Origin of the sequence: Streptomyces sp. P9-A4, from assembly GCF_036634195.1 — a bacterium.
GTDB lineage: Bacteria > Actinomycetota > Actinomycetes > Streptomycetales > Streptomycetaceae > Streptomyces.
This window is the reverse complement of the sequence record NZ_JAZIFY010000001.1, coordinates 2,299,598-2,316,451: the sequence shown is the minus strand read 5'-3', so window position 1 is coordinate 2,316,451 and position 16,854 is coordinate 2,299,598. Positions and strand designations below refer to the sequence as shown.

General features: G+C 73.2%; 15 protein-coding genes. 11 read left to right on the top strand and 4 right to left on the bottom strand.

From position 1 onward, the window contains the following. The first annotated feature begins 183 nt into the window (after positions 1-183). Both V4Y03_RS10440 and hemW read left to right on the top strand, forming a co-directional pair. Positions 184-2,058 (top strand): AMP-dependent synthetase/ligase, encoded by a 1,875-nt coding sequence (locus V4Y03_RS10440; RefSeq protein ID WP_332434735.1) that lies wholly within the window; start codon positions 184-186, stop codon positions 2,056-2,058. A gap of 123 nt (positions 2,059-2,181) precedes the next feature. Beyond that, on the top strand, positions 2,182-3,414 hold the full coding sequence (hemW, locus tag V4Y03_RS10435) for a radical SAM family heme chaperone HemW (protein ID WP_317874846.1): 1,233 nt from the start codon (positions 2,182-2,184) through the stop codon (positions 3,412-3,414). An 83-nt stretch (positions 3,415-3,497) separates the two neighbouring features. On the opposite strand, the gene V4Y03_RS10430 is transcribed toward hemW, so the two are convergent. The 3 genes from V4Y03_RS10430 to V4Y03_RS10420 form a co-directional block, all read right to left on the bottom strand. Then, the gene (locus V4Y03_RS10430; protein ID WP_332434734.1) at positions 3,498-3,872 is read right to left on the bottom strand and encodes a peptidoglycan-binding domain-containing protein; all 375 of its coding nucleotides are present in this window, start codon (positions 3,870-3,872) and stop codon (positions 3,498-3,500) included. A gap of 120 nt (positions 3,873-3,992) precedes the next feature. Continuing rightward, positions 3,993-4,799: a DUF3097 domain-containing protein gene (locus V4Y03_RS10425; protein WP_317874844.1), complete on the bottom strand. Its 807-nt coding sequence runs from the start codon at positions 4,797-4,799 to the stop codon at positions 3,993-3,995. A 10-nt stretch (positions 4,800-4,809) separates the two neighbouring features. Further along, the gene (locus tag V4Y03_RS10420) at positions 4,810-5,538 is read right to left on the bottom strand and encodes an MBL fold metallo-hydrolase (RefSeq protein ID WP_332434733.1); all 729 of its coding nucleotides are present in this window, start codon (positions 5,536-5,538) and stop codon (positions 4,810-4,812) included. 148 nt (positions 5,539-5,686) lie between these two features. Here V4Y03_RS10420 and hrcA point away from each other — a divergent pair, with 148 nt between their 5' ends. The 9 genes from hrcA to V4Y03_RS10375 all read left to right on the top strand — a co-directional run bounded on the left by hrcA (position 5,687) and on the right by V4Y03_RS10375 (position 15,050). After that, the gene (gene hrcA / locus V4Y03_RS10415) at positions 5,687-6,706 is read left to right on the top strand and encodes a heat-inducible transcriptional repressor HrcA (RefSeq protein WP_317874842.1); all 1,020 of its coding nucleotides are present in this window, start codon (positions 5,687-5,689) and stop codon (positions 6,704-6,706) included. Further along, on the top strand, positions 6,707-7,843 hold the full coding sequence (gene dnaJ, locus V4Y03_RS10410; RefSeq protein WP_056559063.1) for a molecular chaperone DnaJ: 1,137 nt from the start codon (positions 6,707-6,709) through the stop codon (positions 7,841-7,843). 461 nt (positions 7,844-8,304) lie between these two features. After that, positions 8,305-9,387, top strand: a complete 1,083-nt coding sequence (locus V4Y03_RS10405) for a nitronate monooxygenase (protein ID WP_332434732.1) — start codon at positions 8,305-8,307, stop codon at positions 9,385-9,387. Continuing rightward, entirely contained in the window at positions 9,384-10,127 is a 744-nt protein-coding gene (locus V4Y03_RS10400; RefSeq protein ID WP_317874840.1) for a 16S rRNA (uracil(1498)-N(3))-methyltransferase, read from the top strand. Before V4Y03_RS10405 ends, V4Y03_RS10400 begins: the two co-directional genes overlap by 4 nt. A 160-nt stretch (positions 10,128-10,287) precedes the next feature. After that, entirely contained in the window at positions 10,288-11,583 is a 1,296-nt protein-coding gene (locus V4Y03_RS10395; protein WP_332434731.1) for an ATP-binding protein, read from the top strand. Then, positions 11,580-12,674, top strand: coding sequence for a tetratricopeptide repeat protein (locus V4Y03_RS10390; RefSeq protein WP_332434730.1), 1,095 nt, complete (start codon positions 11,580-11,582; stop codon positions 12,672-12,674). Before V4Y03_RS10395 ends, V4Y03_RS10390 begins: the two co-directional genes overlap by 4 nt. Before the next feature lie 76 nt (positions 12,675-12,750). Beyond that, positions 12,751-13,110 (top strand): histidine triad nucleotide-binding protein, encoded by a 360-nt coding sequence (locus V4Y03_RS10385; RefSeq protein WP_317878242.1) that lies wholly within the window; start codon positions 12,751-12,753, stop codon positions 13,108-13,110. Between the two features lie 16 nt (positions 13,111-13,126). Continuing rightward, complete coding sequence (locus tag V4Y03_RS10380) at positions 13,127-14,029, top strand: ribonuclease Z (RefSeq protein WP_332434729.1); 903 nt, start codon at positions 13,127-13,129, stop codon at positions 14,027-14,029. Positions 14,030-14,039: 10 nt separating this feature from the next. Beyond that, positions 14,040-15,050 carry an adenosine deaminase gene (locus V4Y03_RS10375; protein ID WP_332434728.1) on the top strand — a complete coding sequence of 337 codons (1,011 nt, stop codon included), beginning with the start codon at positions 14,040-14,042 and terminating at the stop codon, positions 15,048-15,050. A gap of 379 nt (positions 15,051-15,429) precedes the next feature. Here V4Y03_RS10375 and V4Y03_RS10370 read toward each other — a convergent pair whose 3' ends face one another. Then, entirely contained in the window at positions 15,430-16,779 is a 1,350-nt protein-coding gene (locus V4Y03_RS10370) for an MFS transporter (protein ID WP_332434727.1), read from the bottom strand. Positions 16,780-16,854: the final 75 nt, after the last annotated feature.

Below are 16,854 nucleotides of genomic sequence, written 5' to 3'. Positions count from 1 at the left end.
CCGGCTGCCCTGTGCGGACAACGGGTCCACGTGCCACGGGCGCGTGGGCCCGTTCGTTATCAAGCGGCACCCTGCAGACCCTTACGCGCCGGTCCCCGGCCCTTTACTCTGATCCCGGCTCGAAGGTTACTCGCCAGTTAGTTACGAACCACCAGAAGGCACCGCCGCCGCCCGGAGGACGTCGTGAGCGACACACAGACCCAGATCGAGAACCGGCCGCCCTCCGTGGCGACCCTCTTCCTTGAGCGCGTCGAGCGGACCCCGGATGCGGAGGCCTACCGCTACCCGACGCCCGCCGCCGGTGCGGGCCCGGACGACTGGAAGTCGCTCAGCTGGGGTCAGGCCGCCGAGCGGGTCTACGCGATCGCCGCCGGCCTCGTCGACCTCGGCGTGGAGTCCGAGGAGCGGGTCGCCCTCGCCTCCTCCACCCGCGTCGAGTGGATCCTCGCCGACCTCGGTGTGATGTGCGCGGGCGCCGCGACCACCACGGTCTACCCGCAGACCAACGCCGAGGAGTCGGCGTTCATCCTCTCGGACTCCGAGTCGAAGGTCCTGATCGCCGAGGACGCGGCCCAGCTCGCGAAGGCCGTCGAGCGCCGCGCCGACCTGCCGAACCTCCGCCATGTGGTCGTCATCGACACCACCGGAGTGGAGAGCGACGGCGAATGGGTGATCTCGCTCGCCGAGCTGGAGGCACGCGGCAAGGCCTATCTGGAGAAGCACCCCGAGGCCGTCAAGGAGCGGGTCGCGGCGATCACCTCCACGCAACTCGCCACCCTCATCTACACCTCGGGCACCACCGGCCGCCCCAAGGGTGTCCGCCTCCCGCACGACAACTGGTCGTACATGGCCAAGGCCATCGCCGCCACCGGCCTCGTCACCCAGGCCGATGTGCAGTACCTGTGGCTGCCGCTCGCGCACGTCTTCGGCAAGGTCCTCACCTCCGGCCAGATCGAGGTCGGGCACGTCACCGCCGTCGACGGCCGCGTCGACAAGATCATCGAGAACCTGCCGGTGGTCCAGCCGACCTACATGGCCGCCGTGCCCCGCATCTTCGAGAAGGTCTACAACGGCGTCGCCGCCAAGGCCCGCGCCGGGGGCGGCGCCAAGTACAAGATCTTCCAGTGGGCCGCCGAGGTCGCCCGCGAGTACGCCAAGGCCACCCAGGACAACTTCCGCCGCACCGGCACCGCCTCCGCGCCCTTCGGCCTCACCGCCAAGCACAAGGTCGCCGACGCGCTCGTCTACGCCAAGATCCGTGAGGCCTTCGGCGGCAACCTGCGCGCCTGCATCTCCGGCTCCGCCGCGCTCGCCCCCGACATCGGCTACTTCTTCGCCGGCGCGGGCATCCACATCCTGGAGGGCTACGGCCTCACCGAGACCTCCGCCGCCTCCTTCGTCAACCCGGGCGAGGCCTACCGCACCGGCACCGTCGGCAAGCCGCTCCCCGGCACCGAGGTCCGGATCGCGGACGACGGCGAGGTGCTGCTGCGCGGTCCCGGCGTCATGGAGGGCTACCACGGCCTGCCCGAGAAGACGACCGAGGTCCTGGAGTCCGACGGCTGGTTCCACACCGGCGACATCGGCGAGCTGTCCCCCGACGGCTACCTGCGGATCACCGACCGCAAGAAGGACCTGATCAAGACCTCCGGCGGCAAGTACATCGCGCCGGCCGAGGTCGAGGGCCAGTTCAAGGCCGTCTGCCCGTTCGTCTCGAACATCCTCGTCCACGGCGCCGACCGGAACTTCTGCACCGCGCTCATCTCCCTCGACGAGCCCACCCTGCTCGGCTGGGCCGCCGAGCACGGCCTCGCGGGCAGGTCGTACGCCGACGTCGTCGCCGCGCCGCAGACCGTGACGATGGTCCAGGGCTATGTCGACCGCCTCAACGAGGGCCTCCAGCGCTGGCAGACGATCAAGAAGTTCCGTCTGCTGCCGCGCGACCTCGACATCGAGCACGGCGAGCTCACGCCGTCGCTGAAGCTGAAGCGTCCGGTGGTGGAGCGGGAGTATAAGGGCCTCATCGACGACATGTACGCGGGGTCGCGGGAGTCCTGACCGCAGCAGACGCGGGGTCGCCGGGAGTCCTGACCGGCGCGTGCGTGTCCTGAGCGCTGCCCTGTGGACAGGTTGTCCACAGGGCAGGGCGTTCACCCCGGGCAGTACGGGACAATGGGGCTCATGCCTTCCGTACTGCCCGATGGTGAGTCCGTGCCCGACGACGGGGCGCTGCCCCCGCACGCCCTCGAAGGGGCGGGGGAGCGGCCGCTCGGGTTCTACCTGCACGTGCCGTACTGCGCGACCCGCTGCGGGTACTGCGACTTCAACACCTACACCGCGAGCGAGCTGCGCGGCACCGGCGGGGTGCTCGCCTCCCGGGACAACTACGCCGAGCAGGTCGCCGAGGAGATCCGGCTGGCCCGGAAGGTGCTCGGCGACGACCCCAGGCCCGTGCGGACCGTGTTCGTCGGCGGCGGTACGCCCACGCTGCTCGCCGCCGGTGACCTCGTACGGATGCTGGGGGCCGTCCGGGACGAGTTCGGGCTGGCGGACGACGCCGAGGTGACGACCGAGGCCAATCCCGAGTCCGTGAACCCGGCCTATCTGGCGGAGCTGCGGGAGGGCGGCTTCAACCGGATCTCCTTCGGCATGCAGAGCGCCAGGCAGCACGTCCTCAAGATCCTCGACCGGACGCACACCCCCGGACGCCCCGAGGCGTGCGTCGCGGAGGCGCGGGCCGCCGGGTTCGAGCACGTCAACCTCGACCTGATCTACGGCACCCCCGGCGAGTCCGACGACGACTGGCGGGCCTCCCTCGACGCCGCCATCGGCGCCGGGCCCGACCACGTCAGCGCCTACGCGCTGATCGTCGAGGAGGGGACACAGCTGGCCCGCCGCATCCGGCGCGGCGAGGTGCCGATGACCGACGACGACGTCCACGCCGACCGGTACCTGATCGCCGAGGACGTCCTCTCCGGAGCCGGATTCGAGTGGTACGAGGTGTCCAACTGGGCCACCTCGGAGGCCGGCCGCTGCCTCCACAACGAGCTGTACTGGCGCGGCGCCGACTGGTGGGGCGCCGGACCGGGCGCGCACAGCCACGTGGGCGGCGTGCGCTGGTGGAACGTGAAGCATCCCGGGGCGTACGCGGCCGCGCTGGCCGGCGGGAAGTCGCCCGGCGCGGGCCGGGAACTGCTCTCCGAGGAGGACCGGCGGGTCGAGCGGGTGCTGCTCGAACTGCGGCTCAAGGAGGGCGTGGAGCTTTCGCTGCTCAAGCCCGCGGGCCTCGCCGCCTCCCGCAAGGCGCTCACCGACGGGCTCCTCGACCCCGGGCCCTACGAGGCCGGGCGCGCGGTCCTGACCCTGCGGGGCCGGCTGCTCGCCGACGCGGTGGTGCGGGACCTCGTGGACTAGGGCCTGTCTTTTCCGCCCCTTTCCCGACGACCCGCCCAGCCCCGCCCCGGTGACATGGCCAGGGGCAGGGCGGCGCGGGCCGGTCAGTAGTGGGAGGGCAGCACGTCGTAGCAGAACTCGTACATCGCCGGGTTCTGGCCCAGGACCGCCAGCATCTTGTCGCCCGTGTCGGGGCCGACGACGCCGTCCGCCTGGGAGCTGCCCAGCTTCGCGCGCTGGAAGTCCAGCACGCCGGACTGTGTCCGATCGCCCCAGATGCCGTCCTCCTCCAGCCGTGCCGACGAGGTGTGGGACCAGTTCACGGCCGCCTGCACGCACCGCACACCGTCGCCCTGGTCTCCGTACGAGACGTACGGGGCGGAGGGGGCGGCGCTCGCGGTGCCGGCGAGGCTCACCACGGCGACGGCGACGGACGAGGTCAGCAGCGCCGCTCTCTTGAACACGGGGCGGGAGAACACGGTTTCCTCCAGGGGCGTGGTGGTGCGAGTGATCGTTCCGCCACGCTGGCACGGACCCGTGCGTCCCGGCACGGCTCCGTTGTCCCGGGACAACGGGCGCACCGTCCCGGGACGGCGCTCCTACGGCGCCGTCACGAAGTCGATCAGCTCCTCCACCCGGCCGAGCAGCTCCGGCTCCAGGTCCTTGTAGGACTCCACGCGCTTGAGGATCGCCTGCCAGACCGCGCCGGTGTTGTCCGAGGGCCAGCCGAGGGCCCGGCACACGCCGGTCTTCCAGTCCTGGCCGCGCGGGACCGCGGGCCAGGCCGGGATGCCGAGCGAGGAGGGCTTCACGGCCTCCCAGACGTCGATGTACGGGTGGCCGACGACGAGCACGTCCGGAGAGGTCACCCGGGCGGCGATCCGCGACTCCTTCGAGCCCGGGACGAGGTGGTCGACGAGGACACCGAGGCGGGCGTCCGGCGCCGGGCCGAACTCCGCGACGATCGACGGCAGGTCGTCGACGCCCTCCAGGTACTCCACGACCACGCCCTCGACGCGCAGGTCGTCGCCCCAGACCCGCTCGACGAGCTCCGCGTCGTGGCGGCCCTCGACGTAGATCCGGCCCGCCCGCGCCACCCGCGCCCGCGCCGCCGGGACGGCCACCGAGCCGGAGGCCGTACGGGACGGGCGCACCGGCGCCGACGAGGACGGGCGGACCAGGGTCACCACCCGGCCCTCCAGGAGGAAGCCGCGCGGTTCCAGCGGGAACACCCGGTGCTTGCCGAAGCGGTCCTCCAGGGTCACCGTGCCCGCCTCGCAGCGGATCACCGCCCCGCAGAAGCCCGTGGAGACCTCCTCCACGACCAGATCGCGGTCGGCCGGGATCTCCGGGACGGGCTTCGGCTTCTTCCACGAGGGCGTCAGGTCCGGGTCGTAGCTGCGCATTCGGTGGACGCTACGACACCGCGAAGCGCGTTGCCAGTTCACCGCGCTGGGTCCGTACGAACGTGGCGTCCACCACCGCCCCGTGCCCCGGCACGTACACCGCGTCCTCGCCGCCGAGCCGCAGCAGCCGGTCCAGCGCGTCCGGCCAGCGGGACGGGACCGCGTCCGGGCCCGCCTGCGGCTCGCCCGACTCCTCCACCAGATCGCCGCAGAAGACCACCTCCCGCTCCCCGGGCACCAGGAGCACCAGGTCGTGGCCGGTGTGGCCGGGGCTGACGTTCGCCAGGAGGACCTGCCGGCCGCCCAGGTCGAGCGTCCATTCGCCGGAGACGGTGTGCCGCGGGGCCACCAGGGAGTCCACCGCCTCCGCTGCCGCCGCCTCGCCGACCCCCTGCCGTACCGCGTCCTCGCCCAGCGCCTCCCGGTCCCGCACCCGGCCCATCAGCTCGTCCGAACCCACCGCGCCGAAGACCTCCGCCCCGGCGAAGGCCGCCGTGCCGAAGACATGGTCGAAATGGGGGTGGCTCAGTGCGATGTGTGTCACTCTCCGGCCGCCCGTGAGGCCCGCGATCTGCGTCCGCAGCTCGGCGCCCTCCGCGAGCGAGGAGCCCGTGTCGTACAGCAGCACCGCCCGCTCGCCCAGGACCAGTCCGACCGTGGCGTCCCAGCCGGGCAGCCGCCGCCGGCCCACCCCGTCCGCGAGCCGCTCCCATCCGTACGCTTCCCAATCCACGTCCATGGGGCGACGCTAACCGGTGGGGGCGTCGCCACCTTGCCAGGAGCGACGCCCGCCGCCGTACACTGACCGGGGGATCGCTGGCACTCGGACAGGTCGAGTGCCAAAAGCGGAGCAACCGGAACGACGACGACAGCTGGAGGTGCGCACGATGCTCAGCGAACGCAGACTCGAGGTCCTGCGCGCCATCGTCCAGGACTACGTCGGGACGGAGGAGCCCGTCGGCTCCAAGGCGCTCACCGAGCGCCACAAGCTCGGCGTGTCACCCGCCACCGTGCGCAACGACATGGCGGTGCTGGAGGAGGAGGGGTTCATCGCCCAGCCCCACACCAGCGCCGGCCGGATCCCGACCGACAAGGGCTACCGGCTCTTCGTCGACCGGCTCGCCGGCGTCAAGCCGCTGTCGACGCCCGAGCGGCGGGCCATCCACAACTTCCTCGACGGAGCCGTCGACCTGGACGACGTCGTCGGGCGCACGGTCCGGCTGCTCGCGCAGCTGACCCGTCAGGTCGCCGTCGTCCAGTACCCCTCGCTGACGCGTTCGACCGTCCGGCACGTGGAACTGCTCTCGCTGGCCCCGGCCCGCCTGATGCTCGTGCTCATCACGGACACCGGACGTGTCGAGCAGCGGGTCGTCGACTGCCCCGCGCCCTTCGGCGAGACCTCGCTCGCCGACCTGCGGGCCCGGCTCAACAGCCGGGTCGTCGGTCGCCGGTTCGCCGACGTGCCGCAGCTGGTGCAGGACCTCCCCGAGTCCTTCGAGGAGCTCGAGGACCGCGCCACGGTCTCGACCGTGCTCGCGACCCTCCTCGAAACCCTGGTCGAGGAGCACGAGGAGCGGCTGATGATCGGAGGCACCTCCAATCTCACCCGCTTCGGCCCCGACTTTCCCCTGATGATCAGGCCCGTCCTGGAAGCTCTCGAGGAGCAGGTCGTGCTCCTCAAGCTGCTGGGCGAGGCCAAGGAATCGGGCATGACCGTACGCATCGGGCACGAGAACGCCCACGAGGGGCTGAGCTCCACGTCCGTCGTCTCGGTCGGCTACGGTTCGGGCGGCGAGGCAGTCGCCAAACTCGGCGTGGTCGGACCGACCCGCATGGACTACCCCGGAACGATGGGAGCGGTACGCGCAGTGGCACGTTACGTCGGACAGATCCTGGCGGAGTCGTAAGTGGCCACGGACTACTACGCCGTACTCGGCGTGCGCCGCGACGCTTCCCAGGACGAGATCAAGAAGGCGTTCCGGAGGCTCGCCCGCGAGCTGCACCCGGACGTCAATCCCGATCCGAAGACGCAGGAACGCTTCAAGGAGATCAACGCCGCCTACGAGGTCCTCTCGGACCCGCAGAAGAAGCAGGTCTACGACCTGGGCGGCGACCCCCTCTCGGCCTCCGGCGGAGGCGGCGCGGGCGGCTTCGGGGCCGGTGGCTTCGGCAACTTCTCCGACATCATGGACGCCTTCTTCGGCACGGCCTCGCAGCGCGGACCGCGCTCGCGGACCCGCCGCGGCCAGGACGCCATGATCCGTCTGGAGATCGACCTCAACGAGGCGGCCTTCGGCACCACCAAGGACATCCAGGTCGACACGGCGGTCGTCTGTACGACCTGCTCGGGCGAGGGCGCCGCACCCGGCACCTCCGCGCAGACCTGTGACATGTGCCGCGGTCGTGGCGAGGTCTCCCAGGTCACCCGGTCCTTCCTGGGCCAGGTCATGACCTCGCGGCCCTGCCCGCAGTGCCAGGGCTTCGGCACCGTCGTCCCGACCCCGTGCCCCGAGTGCGCGGGCGACGGCCGGGTCCGCTCCCGCCGCACCCTCACCGTCAAGATCCCGGCCGGTGTCGACAACGGCACCCGGATCCAGCTCGCGGGCGAGGGCGAGGTCGGCCCCGGCGGCGGCCCCGCCGGCGACCTGTACGTCGAGATCCACGAGACGCCGCACGAGACCTTCCAGCGGCGTGGCGACGACCTGCACTGCACGGTCACCCTCCCGATGACGGCGGCGGCGCTCGGCACCAAGGTGCAGCTCCAGACCCTCGACGGCCTTGAGGAGATCGACGTCCGTCCGGGCACCCAGTCCGGTCAGTCGATCCCGCTGCACGGCCGGGGCGTCACCCATCTGCGGGGCAACGGCCGGGGCGACCTGATCGTGCACGTCGAGGTGCAGACGCCGGGCAAGCTGGACGCGGAGCAGGAGCGCCTCCTGCGCGAACTGGCCAAGCTGCGCGGCGAGGAGCGGCCCACCGGCCAGTTCCAGCCGGGGCAGCAGGGTTTGTTCTCGCGTTTGAAGGATGCGTTCAACGGGCGGTAGGCGCTCTGCTGGGGGTCCGGGGGTCGTCCTCCGGGCAGACACAGTCAGCCGGGGCAGCAGGGTTTGTTCTCGCGTTTGAAGGATGCGTTCAACGGGCGGTAGGCGCTCTGCTGGGGGTCCGGGGGTCGTCCTCCGGGCAGACACAGTCAGCCGGGGCAGCAGGGTTTGTTCTCGCGTTTGAAGGATGCGTTCAACGGGCGGTAGGCGCTCTGCTGGGGGTCCGGGGGTCGTCCTCCGGGCAGACACAGTCAGCCGGGGCAGCAGGGCTTGTTCTCGCGTTTGAAGGATGCGTTCAACGGGCGGTAGGGCCCGTACGGACGAAGGGGCGGTGCCGTGATCACACGGGCCGCCCCTTTCCCGTACCCGACGTACGTGTGGCGCCGTGGCGCACCGGCCCCGCACCTGACGTACGAGCGACGTACGGATTCGGCGCCCGAGCGGGGTCATGACACGATGCCCATATGTCCACCACCGCACTGAACGATCTCTCTCGGTTTCCGATCGTGCAGGCCCCCATGGCGGGTGGCGGCTCCAGCCCCGAGCTCGTCGGAGCCGTCTGCGAGGCCGGGGCGCTCGGCTTCCTGGCCGGCGGGTACAAGACCGCCGGAGGCATGTACCAGGAGATCAAGCAGGTGCGCGCGCTCACCTCGCGGCCCTTCGGCGTCAACCTCTTCCTGCCGCAGTCCGGGCGGCCCGCCGACCCGGCCGCCGTCGAGGTCTACCGCCACCAGCTCGCCGGCGAGGCCACCTGGTACGACACCCCGCTCGGCGAGACCGACGACAGCCGCGACGACGGCTACGACGGCAAACTGGCCATCCTCCTGGAGGACCCGGTCCCCGTCGTCTCCTTCACCTTCGGCTGCCCCACGCCCGAGGCCCTCGCCGCCTTCGCCCGCGCCGGCACGTACACGATCGTCACCGTCACCTCCGCCGAGGAGGCCCTCGCCGCGCAGCTCGCCGGGGCCGACGCCGTCTGCGTGCAGGGCACCGAGGCCGGCGGACACCAGGGCACCTTCCGCGACGAACCGGCCGACGACGACGCCCCCGGCACCGGGCTGCTCACCCTCCTCACCCAGGTCCGCGAGAGTGTCGCCCTGCCGATCCTCGCGACCGGCGGGATCATGCGGGGCGCGCAGATCGCCGCCGTCCTCGCGGCCGGGGCCGACGCCGCCCAGCTCGGCACGGCGTTCCTCTGCTGCCCCGAGTCCGGCGCCCACCCGCTCCACAAGCGGGCCCTGACCGACCCGCTGTTCACCCGGACCGCGTTCACCCGGGCCTTCACCGGACGCCCGGCGCGCGGCCTCGTCAACCGGTTCCTGCGCGAGCACGGGCCGTACGCCCCCGCCGCCTACCCCGAGATCCACCACCTCACCGCCCCGCTCCGCAAGGCCGCCGCAGCCGCCGGCGACGCCCAGGGCATGGCCCTGTGGGCCGGCCAGGGCCACCGGCTCGCCCGCGAACTCCCCGCCGGGCGGCTGGTCGAGGTGCTGGCCGCCGAACTCGACACCGCCCTCTCCGGCCAGGCCCACAGGAGCGCCTCATGACCGCACCCGTCTTCGTCGTCGACGCCGTTCCCGGCGCCGGGAGCTTCCTCCTGGACGGCCCCGAGGGGCGGCACGCCGTCTCCGTGAAACGGCTGCGGGAGGGCGAGGAACTGGTCCTCGCCGACGGCCGGGGCCGCTGGGCGGCGTGCGTGGTGCTGACCGCCGAGGGCAAGGACCAGCTCACCGTGCGGGTCGACGAGGTCCACGAGGACCCCGAGGAGGAGCCCCGGATCACCGTCGTCCAGGCGCTGCCCAAGGGCGACCGGGGCGAACTCGCCGTCGAGACCATGACGGAGACCGGGGTGGACGCGATCGTTCCGTGGGCCGCCTCCCGCTGCATCACCCAGTGGAAGGGCGACCGGGGCCTCAAGGCGCTCGCCAAGTGGCGGTCCACCGCGCGCGAGGCAGGCAAGCAGTCGCGCCGCTCCCGGTTCCCCGAGGTCACCGAGGTGATGACCACCAAGCAGGTCGCCGCCTTCCTGGCGGAGGCCGACTTCGCGGCCGTCCTGCACGAGGACCGCGACCACCCCAGCGGGGCGCTCGCCACCGCCGAACTCCCCGCGAAGGGCTCGGTCGTGCTGATCGTCGGCCCCGAGGGGGGCGTCTCCCCGGAGGAGCTGGCCGTCTTCGAGGCGGCCGGGGCGCGCCCGTACCGGCTGGGCCGCAGCGTGCTGCGCACCTCCACGGCCGGCACGGCGGCGACGGCACTGGTCCTGGGACGCACGGGACGCTGGAGCTAGCGGACGCGGGCCGGGGCGGGGCCGGGGCGGCACCGGACCCGGCGGCGCGTGGGCGATCCGGCGGCGCCGGACCCGGTGGCGCTCCGTACGAACCCACGGTGGCGCGTACGTACGGAACCCGGTGGACGGCCGCCCCCGGCGGCTCCCTAGGCTGGCCCGCATGGCCGACGAGTCCCCCCTGATCCGCAGTCTGCGCGCCGCTGTGGCCGCCGCCCCCGGTGACGTACCCCTGCGCCTCCACTTCGCCGAACTCCTCCTCGCGGAGGGGCGCGCCGACGAGGCCGTCGCGGAGGCGGCCGTCGCCCTCCAGCACGCGCCGGGGGACGCGGACGCCCGCGCGCTGATGATGCGGGCGATGGGGATGCCGCCGGCCCCGGCGCCCGCCCCCGAAGCGCCCGTACGGCCTGAGGCGCCGGCGATCCCGCCCGTACAGCCGGAAGCGTCCACTGCCCAGCCCCCCGCCTTCGACTGGGCCGCCGCCGAGCAGCAGGTCCAGGACGTCGTCGGGCCCCGGTTCCTGGAGGACCCGCAGGCCGCCGACGGCGAGGGGGCCGCCGGGGACGCCGCCGCCTGGGACGTCGACGCGCCCGGCTCCGTGCGCCTCGCCGACGTCGGCGGGATGGAGGAGGTCAAGGACCGGCTCGAAGCCGCCTTCCTCGCTCCCATGCGCAACCCCGAACTCCGCAAGCTGTACGGCAAGTCGCTCCGCGGCGGCCTGCTCCTCTACGGGCCGCCCGGCTGCGGCAAGACGTTCATCGCACGGGCCGTCGCGGGCGAGCTCGGCGCGAACTTCCTCACCGTCTCGCTCTCCGACGTCCTCGACATGTGGATCGGGGCCTCCGAGAAGAACATCCACGACATCTTCGAGACCGCCCGCCGCCAGGCCCCCTGCGTGGTCTTCCTCGACGAGCTGGACGCCCTCGGCGCCAAGCGCTCCCGCTCCCACCACAGCGGCCTGCGCAACGTCGTGAACCAGCTCCTCACCGAACTGGACGGCATCGCGAGCGGCGCCGGCAACGAGGGCGTCTTCGTGCTCGCCGCCACCAACGTCCCCTGGGACGTGGACATCGCCCTGCGCCGCCCCGGCCGCCTCGACCGCACCCTGCTGGTGCTGCCGCCGGACGCCACCGCCCGCGAGTCGATCCTCCGCTACCACCTGCGCGAGCGTCCCATCGAGGCCGTCGACCTCGGCAAGCTCGTCAAGGCAACCGAGGACTTCTCCGGCGCCGACCTCGCGCACGTCTGCGAGACGGCCGCCGAGGCCGCCCTCCTGGACTCCGCCCGCAGCGGCTCCGTACGCCTCATCTCCACCAAGGACCTGCTCGGCGCGGCCAAGCAGATCAAGCCGTCCACGGAGCCGTGGTTCGCCGCCGCCCGGAACGTCGCCATGTTCGCCAACGAGGGCGGCCTGTACGACGACCTCCTCGCCCACCTCAAGCGGAAGCGCAAGCTGTGACCGCCCCGACCGCGCTCCGGCGCGCCGAGGCCCTCTACGACACCGGGCGGTACGCGCAGGCCGGGGAGCTCGTCGCCCAGCACCTGGCGACCGAACCGGAGGACGCCGAGGCGCTCGTCCTGCTCGCCCGCTGCCACCACCGGGCCGAGGACCACCCGGCCGCCCTGGACGCCGTGGACCGGGCGCTGCGCGCCGAACCCGAGCTGCTCATGGGCTGGCTGATGCGGGTGCAGATCCTGCTGGGCCTGCGCCGCTTCCCGGAGGCGGAGGCCTCCGCCCGGCACGCCGTGGAGCTCGCCCCGCAGTTCTGGGGCAGCCACTATGCCCTCGGCACCGCCCTCGCCCAGTTCGCGGAGCACGCGCGCACGCCCGCGCGTACCGTCGCCGCGTACGAGGCGGCGCGGACCGCCGTGAACCTCGGCCCCGAGGAGGACGCGGCCCATTTCCTGGTGGGGCTCACCGCCCAGCGCCGGGGCGACCACGCCACCGCGCAGCGGGCGTACGAGACGACGCTGCGGCTCAACCCGCAGAGCAGCGAGGCCCACAACAACCTGTCGCTGCTGCGGCTGCGGCGCCGCTGGTTCCGGCGCGGGGCCTGGACCCAGGCCGCCGAAGGCTTCGTCGCCTCCGCCGCGCTCGACCTCCAGGACCGCAAGGCCCGCTACAACCTGGAGGCCATGGCCTGGAACACGGTCGCCGGGGCCCGCTGGGTGGCCCTGCTCGGCTTCATCGCCTCGACGTTCGGCGCCGCCGCCGTCCGGAGCGGGGCGACCGGCGCGGAGGCGGTCGTGCCCCTGGTGACCGGGGCGGTCGTGCTCGTCGGCGCCTGGGGCGGCTGGGTGCTGTGGATGGGCCGCCGGGTGCCGCCCCGGCTGCGCCGCCCGCTGTTCCTGGTGGCGCGCTCCTGCCGGCCGGTGATCGCGATGGCCACCGCCGTGGGCCTGCTCGGGCTCTACTCGGTGGTGTCCATGGCCCTGTGGTCGTTGGGCACGGGTGTGGTCGGCGGACTCGGAACCCCGCTGTTCTGGGCCGTGATCATCACGTACTGGGTGAGCCGCTCGGCGCTGAACCGGCGCGCGCCCAAGGACTGACCGGGGACGCGGTGGTGTCGGAGGCGGCCGATAGCATGCGCGTGTACTGACCGACGGAGTCGAGGAGGACCGGGCCATGGCCGGAGAGCCGCAGGGCGACTGCCTGTTCTGCAAGATCGTGGCGGGTGACGTGCCCGCGACGCTCGTGCGGGAGACCGAGACGACCGTCGCGTTCCGCGACATCAACCCGCAGGCGCCCACCCACGTCCTGGTGATCCCGCGCCTCCACTACCCGGACGCGGCCTCCCTGGCCGCCGCCGCGCCGACCGTCGCCGCCGACATACTGCGCGAGGCCGGCGTGGTCGCGGCGCAGGACGGCGTCGACGACAGCGGTTTCCGGATCGTGTTCAACACCGGCGCCGGAGCGGGCCAGACCGTCTTCCACGCCCACGCGCACGTGCTGGGCGGCCGCGGCCTCAACTGGCCCCCCGGCTAGAGCGGGACGCGCGCACGTGTCCGTACGCGAACTGGTCGTGCTCGGGACCGCCAGCCAGGTCCCGACCCGGCACCGCAACCACAACGGCTATCTGCTGCGCTGGGACGGACAGGGCATCCTCTTCGATCCCGGCGAGGGCACCCAGCGGCAGATGCTGCGGGCCGGGGTCGCCGCCCACGACATCGACCGGATCTGCGTCACGCACTTCCACGGCGACCACTCGCTGGGCCTCGCCGGGGTGATCCAGCGGATCAACCTCGACCAGGTCCCGCACCCGGTCACCGCGCACTACCCGGCCGGCGGGCAGCACTTCTTCGAGCGGCTGCGGTACGCCACGGCCTACCGCGAGACCGTGCGGCTGACCGAGGCGCCGGTCACCGCCGACGGGCCGCTCGCCGTCACCGACGCGTACACGCTCGACGCGGCCCGGCTCTCGCACCCCGTCGAGTCCTACGGCTACCGGCTCACCGAACCCGACGGGCGCCGCATCCTGCCCGAGCGGCTCGCCGCGCACGGCATCAAGGGCCCCGACGTGGGCCGGATCCAGCGCGACGGCGTCCTGGCCGGGGTGACCCTCGACGAGGTCAGCGAGGTCCGGCGCGGACAGCGCTTCGCCTTCGTCATGGACACCCGCCTCTGCGACGGCGTGCACGCCCTCGCGGAGGGCGCCGACATGCTCGTCATCGAGTCGACCTTCCTCGACGAGGACGTCCGGCTCGCCACCGACCACGGCCATCTGACGGCCGGACAGGCCGCCGCCGTCGCCCGGGACGCGGGCGTACGGCATCTCGTCCTGACCCACTTCTCGCAGCGCTACTCCGACCCGGAGGAGTTCGAGCGCCAGGCGCGGGCGGCCGGGTTCGACGGCGAACTGAGCATTGCCAAGGACCTCATGAGGGTCCCCGTACCGAAGAGATAGAGCACCACCCATGCACCTCCCGGTGGGCCTTCCCAAGGCCGAACTGCACCTCCACATCGAAGGCACCCTCGAACCCGAGCTGGCCTTCGCGCTCGCCGCGCGCAACGGCGTCACCCTGCCGTACGCGGACACCGCCGCCCTGCGCGAGGCGTACCGCTTCGACGACCTCCAGTCCTTCCTGGACCTGTACTACGGACTGATGGCGGTCCTGCGCACCGCCGAGGACTTCACCGAACTCGCCGACGCCTATCTGGAGCGGGCCGCCGCCCAGGGCGTCCGGCACGCCGAGATCTTCTTCGACCCGCAGGCGCACACCGCCCGCGGCGTCCCGATCGGCACCGTGATCGAGGGCCTGAGCGCCTCCCTCGCCCGCTCCGAGGAGCGGTACGGGGTCTCCACCCGGCTCATCATGTGCTTCCTGCGCGACGAGTCGGCCGAGTCGGCCCTCGCGACCCTGGAGGCCGCGAAGCCGTATCTGGACCGGATCACCGGCGTCGGCCTGGACTCGGCGGAGGTCGGTCATCCGCCGGCGAAGTTCCGCGAGGTGTACGAGGCCGCCGGGGCGCTCGGGCTGCGCAAGGTCGCCCACGCGGGCGAGGAGGGCCCGGCGGAGTACGTCCGGGAAGCGCTGGACGTCCTCGGCGTGGAGCGGATCGACCACGGCCTGCGGTGCATGGAGGACCCGGACCTCGTCGGCCGGCTGGCCCGCGAGCGGGTGCCGCTCACGCTCTGCCCCCTGTCGAACGTACGGCTGCGGGTCATCGACACCCTGGCCGACCACCCGCTGCGGACGATGATGGCGGCGGGGCTGCTCGTCACCGTGAACTCGGACGACCCGGCGTACTTCGGGGGGTACGTGGGGGACAACTTCGAGGGGGTGCGGGAGGCGTTGGGCCTGGAGCCGGAACAGCTCCGCGAGCTGGCCCGCAACTCGTTCCTGGCCTCGTTCCTGGAGGACGACGAGCCCCGCAGGGCGCGGTACCTCGCGGAGGTGGAGGCGTACGAGTTCCCGGGCCGGTGACCCGGTGAGCCGGGCGTACAGGTTTCCGGCGAACGCGTTTTCGGGGATCGGGTTTCTCGGCCCGGCCGTGGGGTGACACTCGGGCGACGACAGTTGTTTCGGGGGAGCGGCACGGTGTCCGACATGTCCGGTCGCGCAGGGGATCCCACGGCCACGCCACCGAGCCCGGCCGCCGCACGCACCGCCGGGGCCGGCCGGACGGCCCACCATCCGCCCCGGTGGGCCTGGTGGGTGGCCGGAGTCGTGGTGCCCCTGATCGGCGCCCTGGCGACGGTCCTGACCCAGACGCAGCGCGGGGCCCTGCGCCGACCACTTCTGCCGGTTCGGCTGAGCCGATCCGCTCCGGCGGTTCGGGGCGGCCTGATCGGCAAGACACGCCCTAGCCCCGGTCGCTCGGCCTCGCCAGCCGGAAGGTCGCCTTCGTCAGGCGGCGGCGGCCCGGGGCCGCCGGGAGCGGGATCGGGGCCAGCCGTGCTTCCGGGGCGCCCATCTGGGGGACCGTGGGCGGGGTCGCCGCCGCCGTGCCCGCCAGGACCGCCGCCGGGGCGCCGCCCCTGCGGTGGATCGAGCCCGGCACCAGCGGACGGCCGGAGGCATGGCGGGCGACCGCCGTCATCGGGGCGGCGACGAGCAGGAGCAGCGCGCACAGGACCATGCCCATGCCCGGGTAGCCGGCCCCCTCCGAGAGGAGGCTGCCCGTGACCGGGCCGCAGGCCACGCCCAGGGAGGACGCCGAGCCGACCAGGACGGCCCACCGGCCGCGCGGGTCGAGAGAGGCGGCCAGGCCCAGGAGGTACGACAGGACCACCGGGTAGACGGCGTTCCACAGGATCTCGCCGGTCGCGAACGACGCCAGGTCCCCGGCGGCCGAGCTGAGCAGCACACAGCCCGCGATGAGGACCGTGCCCACCCCGATCGGCACGGCCCGGCCGAGGCGCGAGCCCAGCGCGCCCGCAGCCGTGACCCCCGCCAGGCCCGCGCCGAGCGCCGCCGCGAAGACCGCGCCGACGGTGACCTCGGAGAGCCCCGCCTGGGTGAGCCCGATGCGGCCGCTCACACCCCACAGGGCGTTCTGCGCGAGGGACCAGCAGAGGATGCCCCCGGCGAGCACGACCCCGGCCCGGCGGTACGGCAGCGGGCCCGTCGGCACGGTCCGCCGCTCCGCCCGCCCGCCCCGCGCGCGCGTGGCGCCCGGCAGTCGGCTCGTCAGCGGCCACACCAGGACCGCCGCGCAGGCGATGGCCAGCAGCGGCGGGGCGTGACCGCCCGCCAGGTGCGGCAGGGTCAGATACAGGGCGCCCGCTGTGGCCGAGACCGTCAGCAGGCCGAGTGTGGCCGCCCGGTGCGGGTCCCGCTGCCCGGCGATCCCGGCGGCGGCCACCGCCGTCGCCGTGCCGGAGCCGAGACCGCCGAGGACCGCGCCCGCCACCACCAGCGGGACGAGGCCGGTCGCGGCGGCGGAGCCGTATCCGACGGCCATCGCGAGCAGGCCCGCGCGGGCCGCCCGGCGCGGTGCGATCCGGTCCCCGCGCGCGGCGAGCGTGAAGCCGGCCGAGGAGGAGCCGAGGAGCAGGACGGAGCCGACGAGGCCCGCCTGCGCGGGGCTGAGGCCGAGCCCGGCGGAGAGCCGGCCGACGACGGTCGGCAGCAGGTACGGGGCGAGGTATCCCGCCGTGAAGAGGGCGACGAGGGCGACGAGAGCCCCCGGGACGCGCGGGCGCGACGACATGGGCGTTCCAGGAACTGAACAGGGAAATGAGATGGGCGCCCGGTGATCCACGGGTCGCGGCACCATGTGTATCAA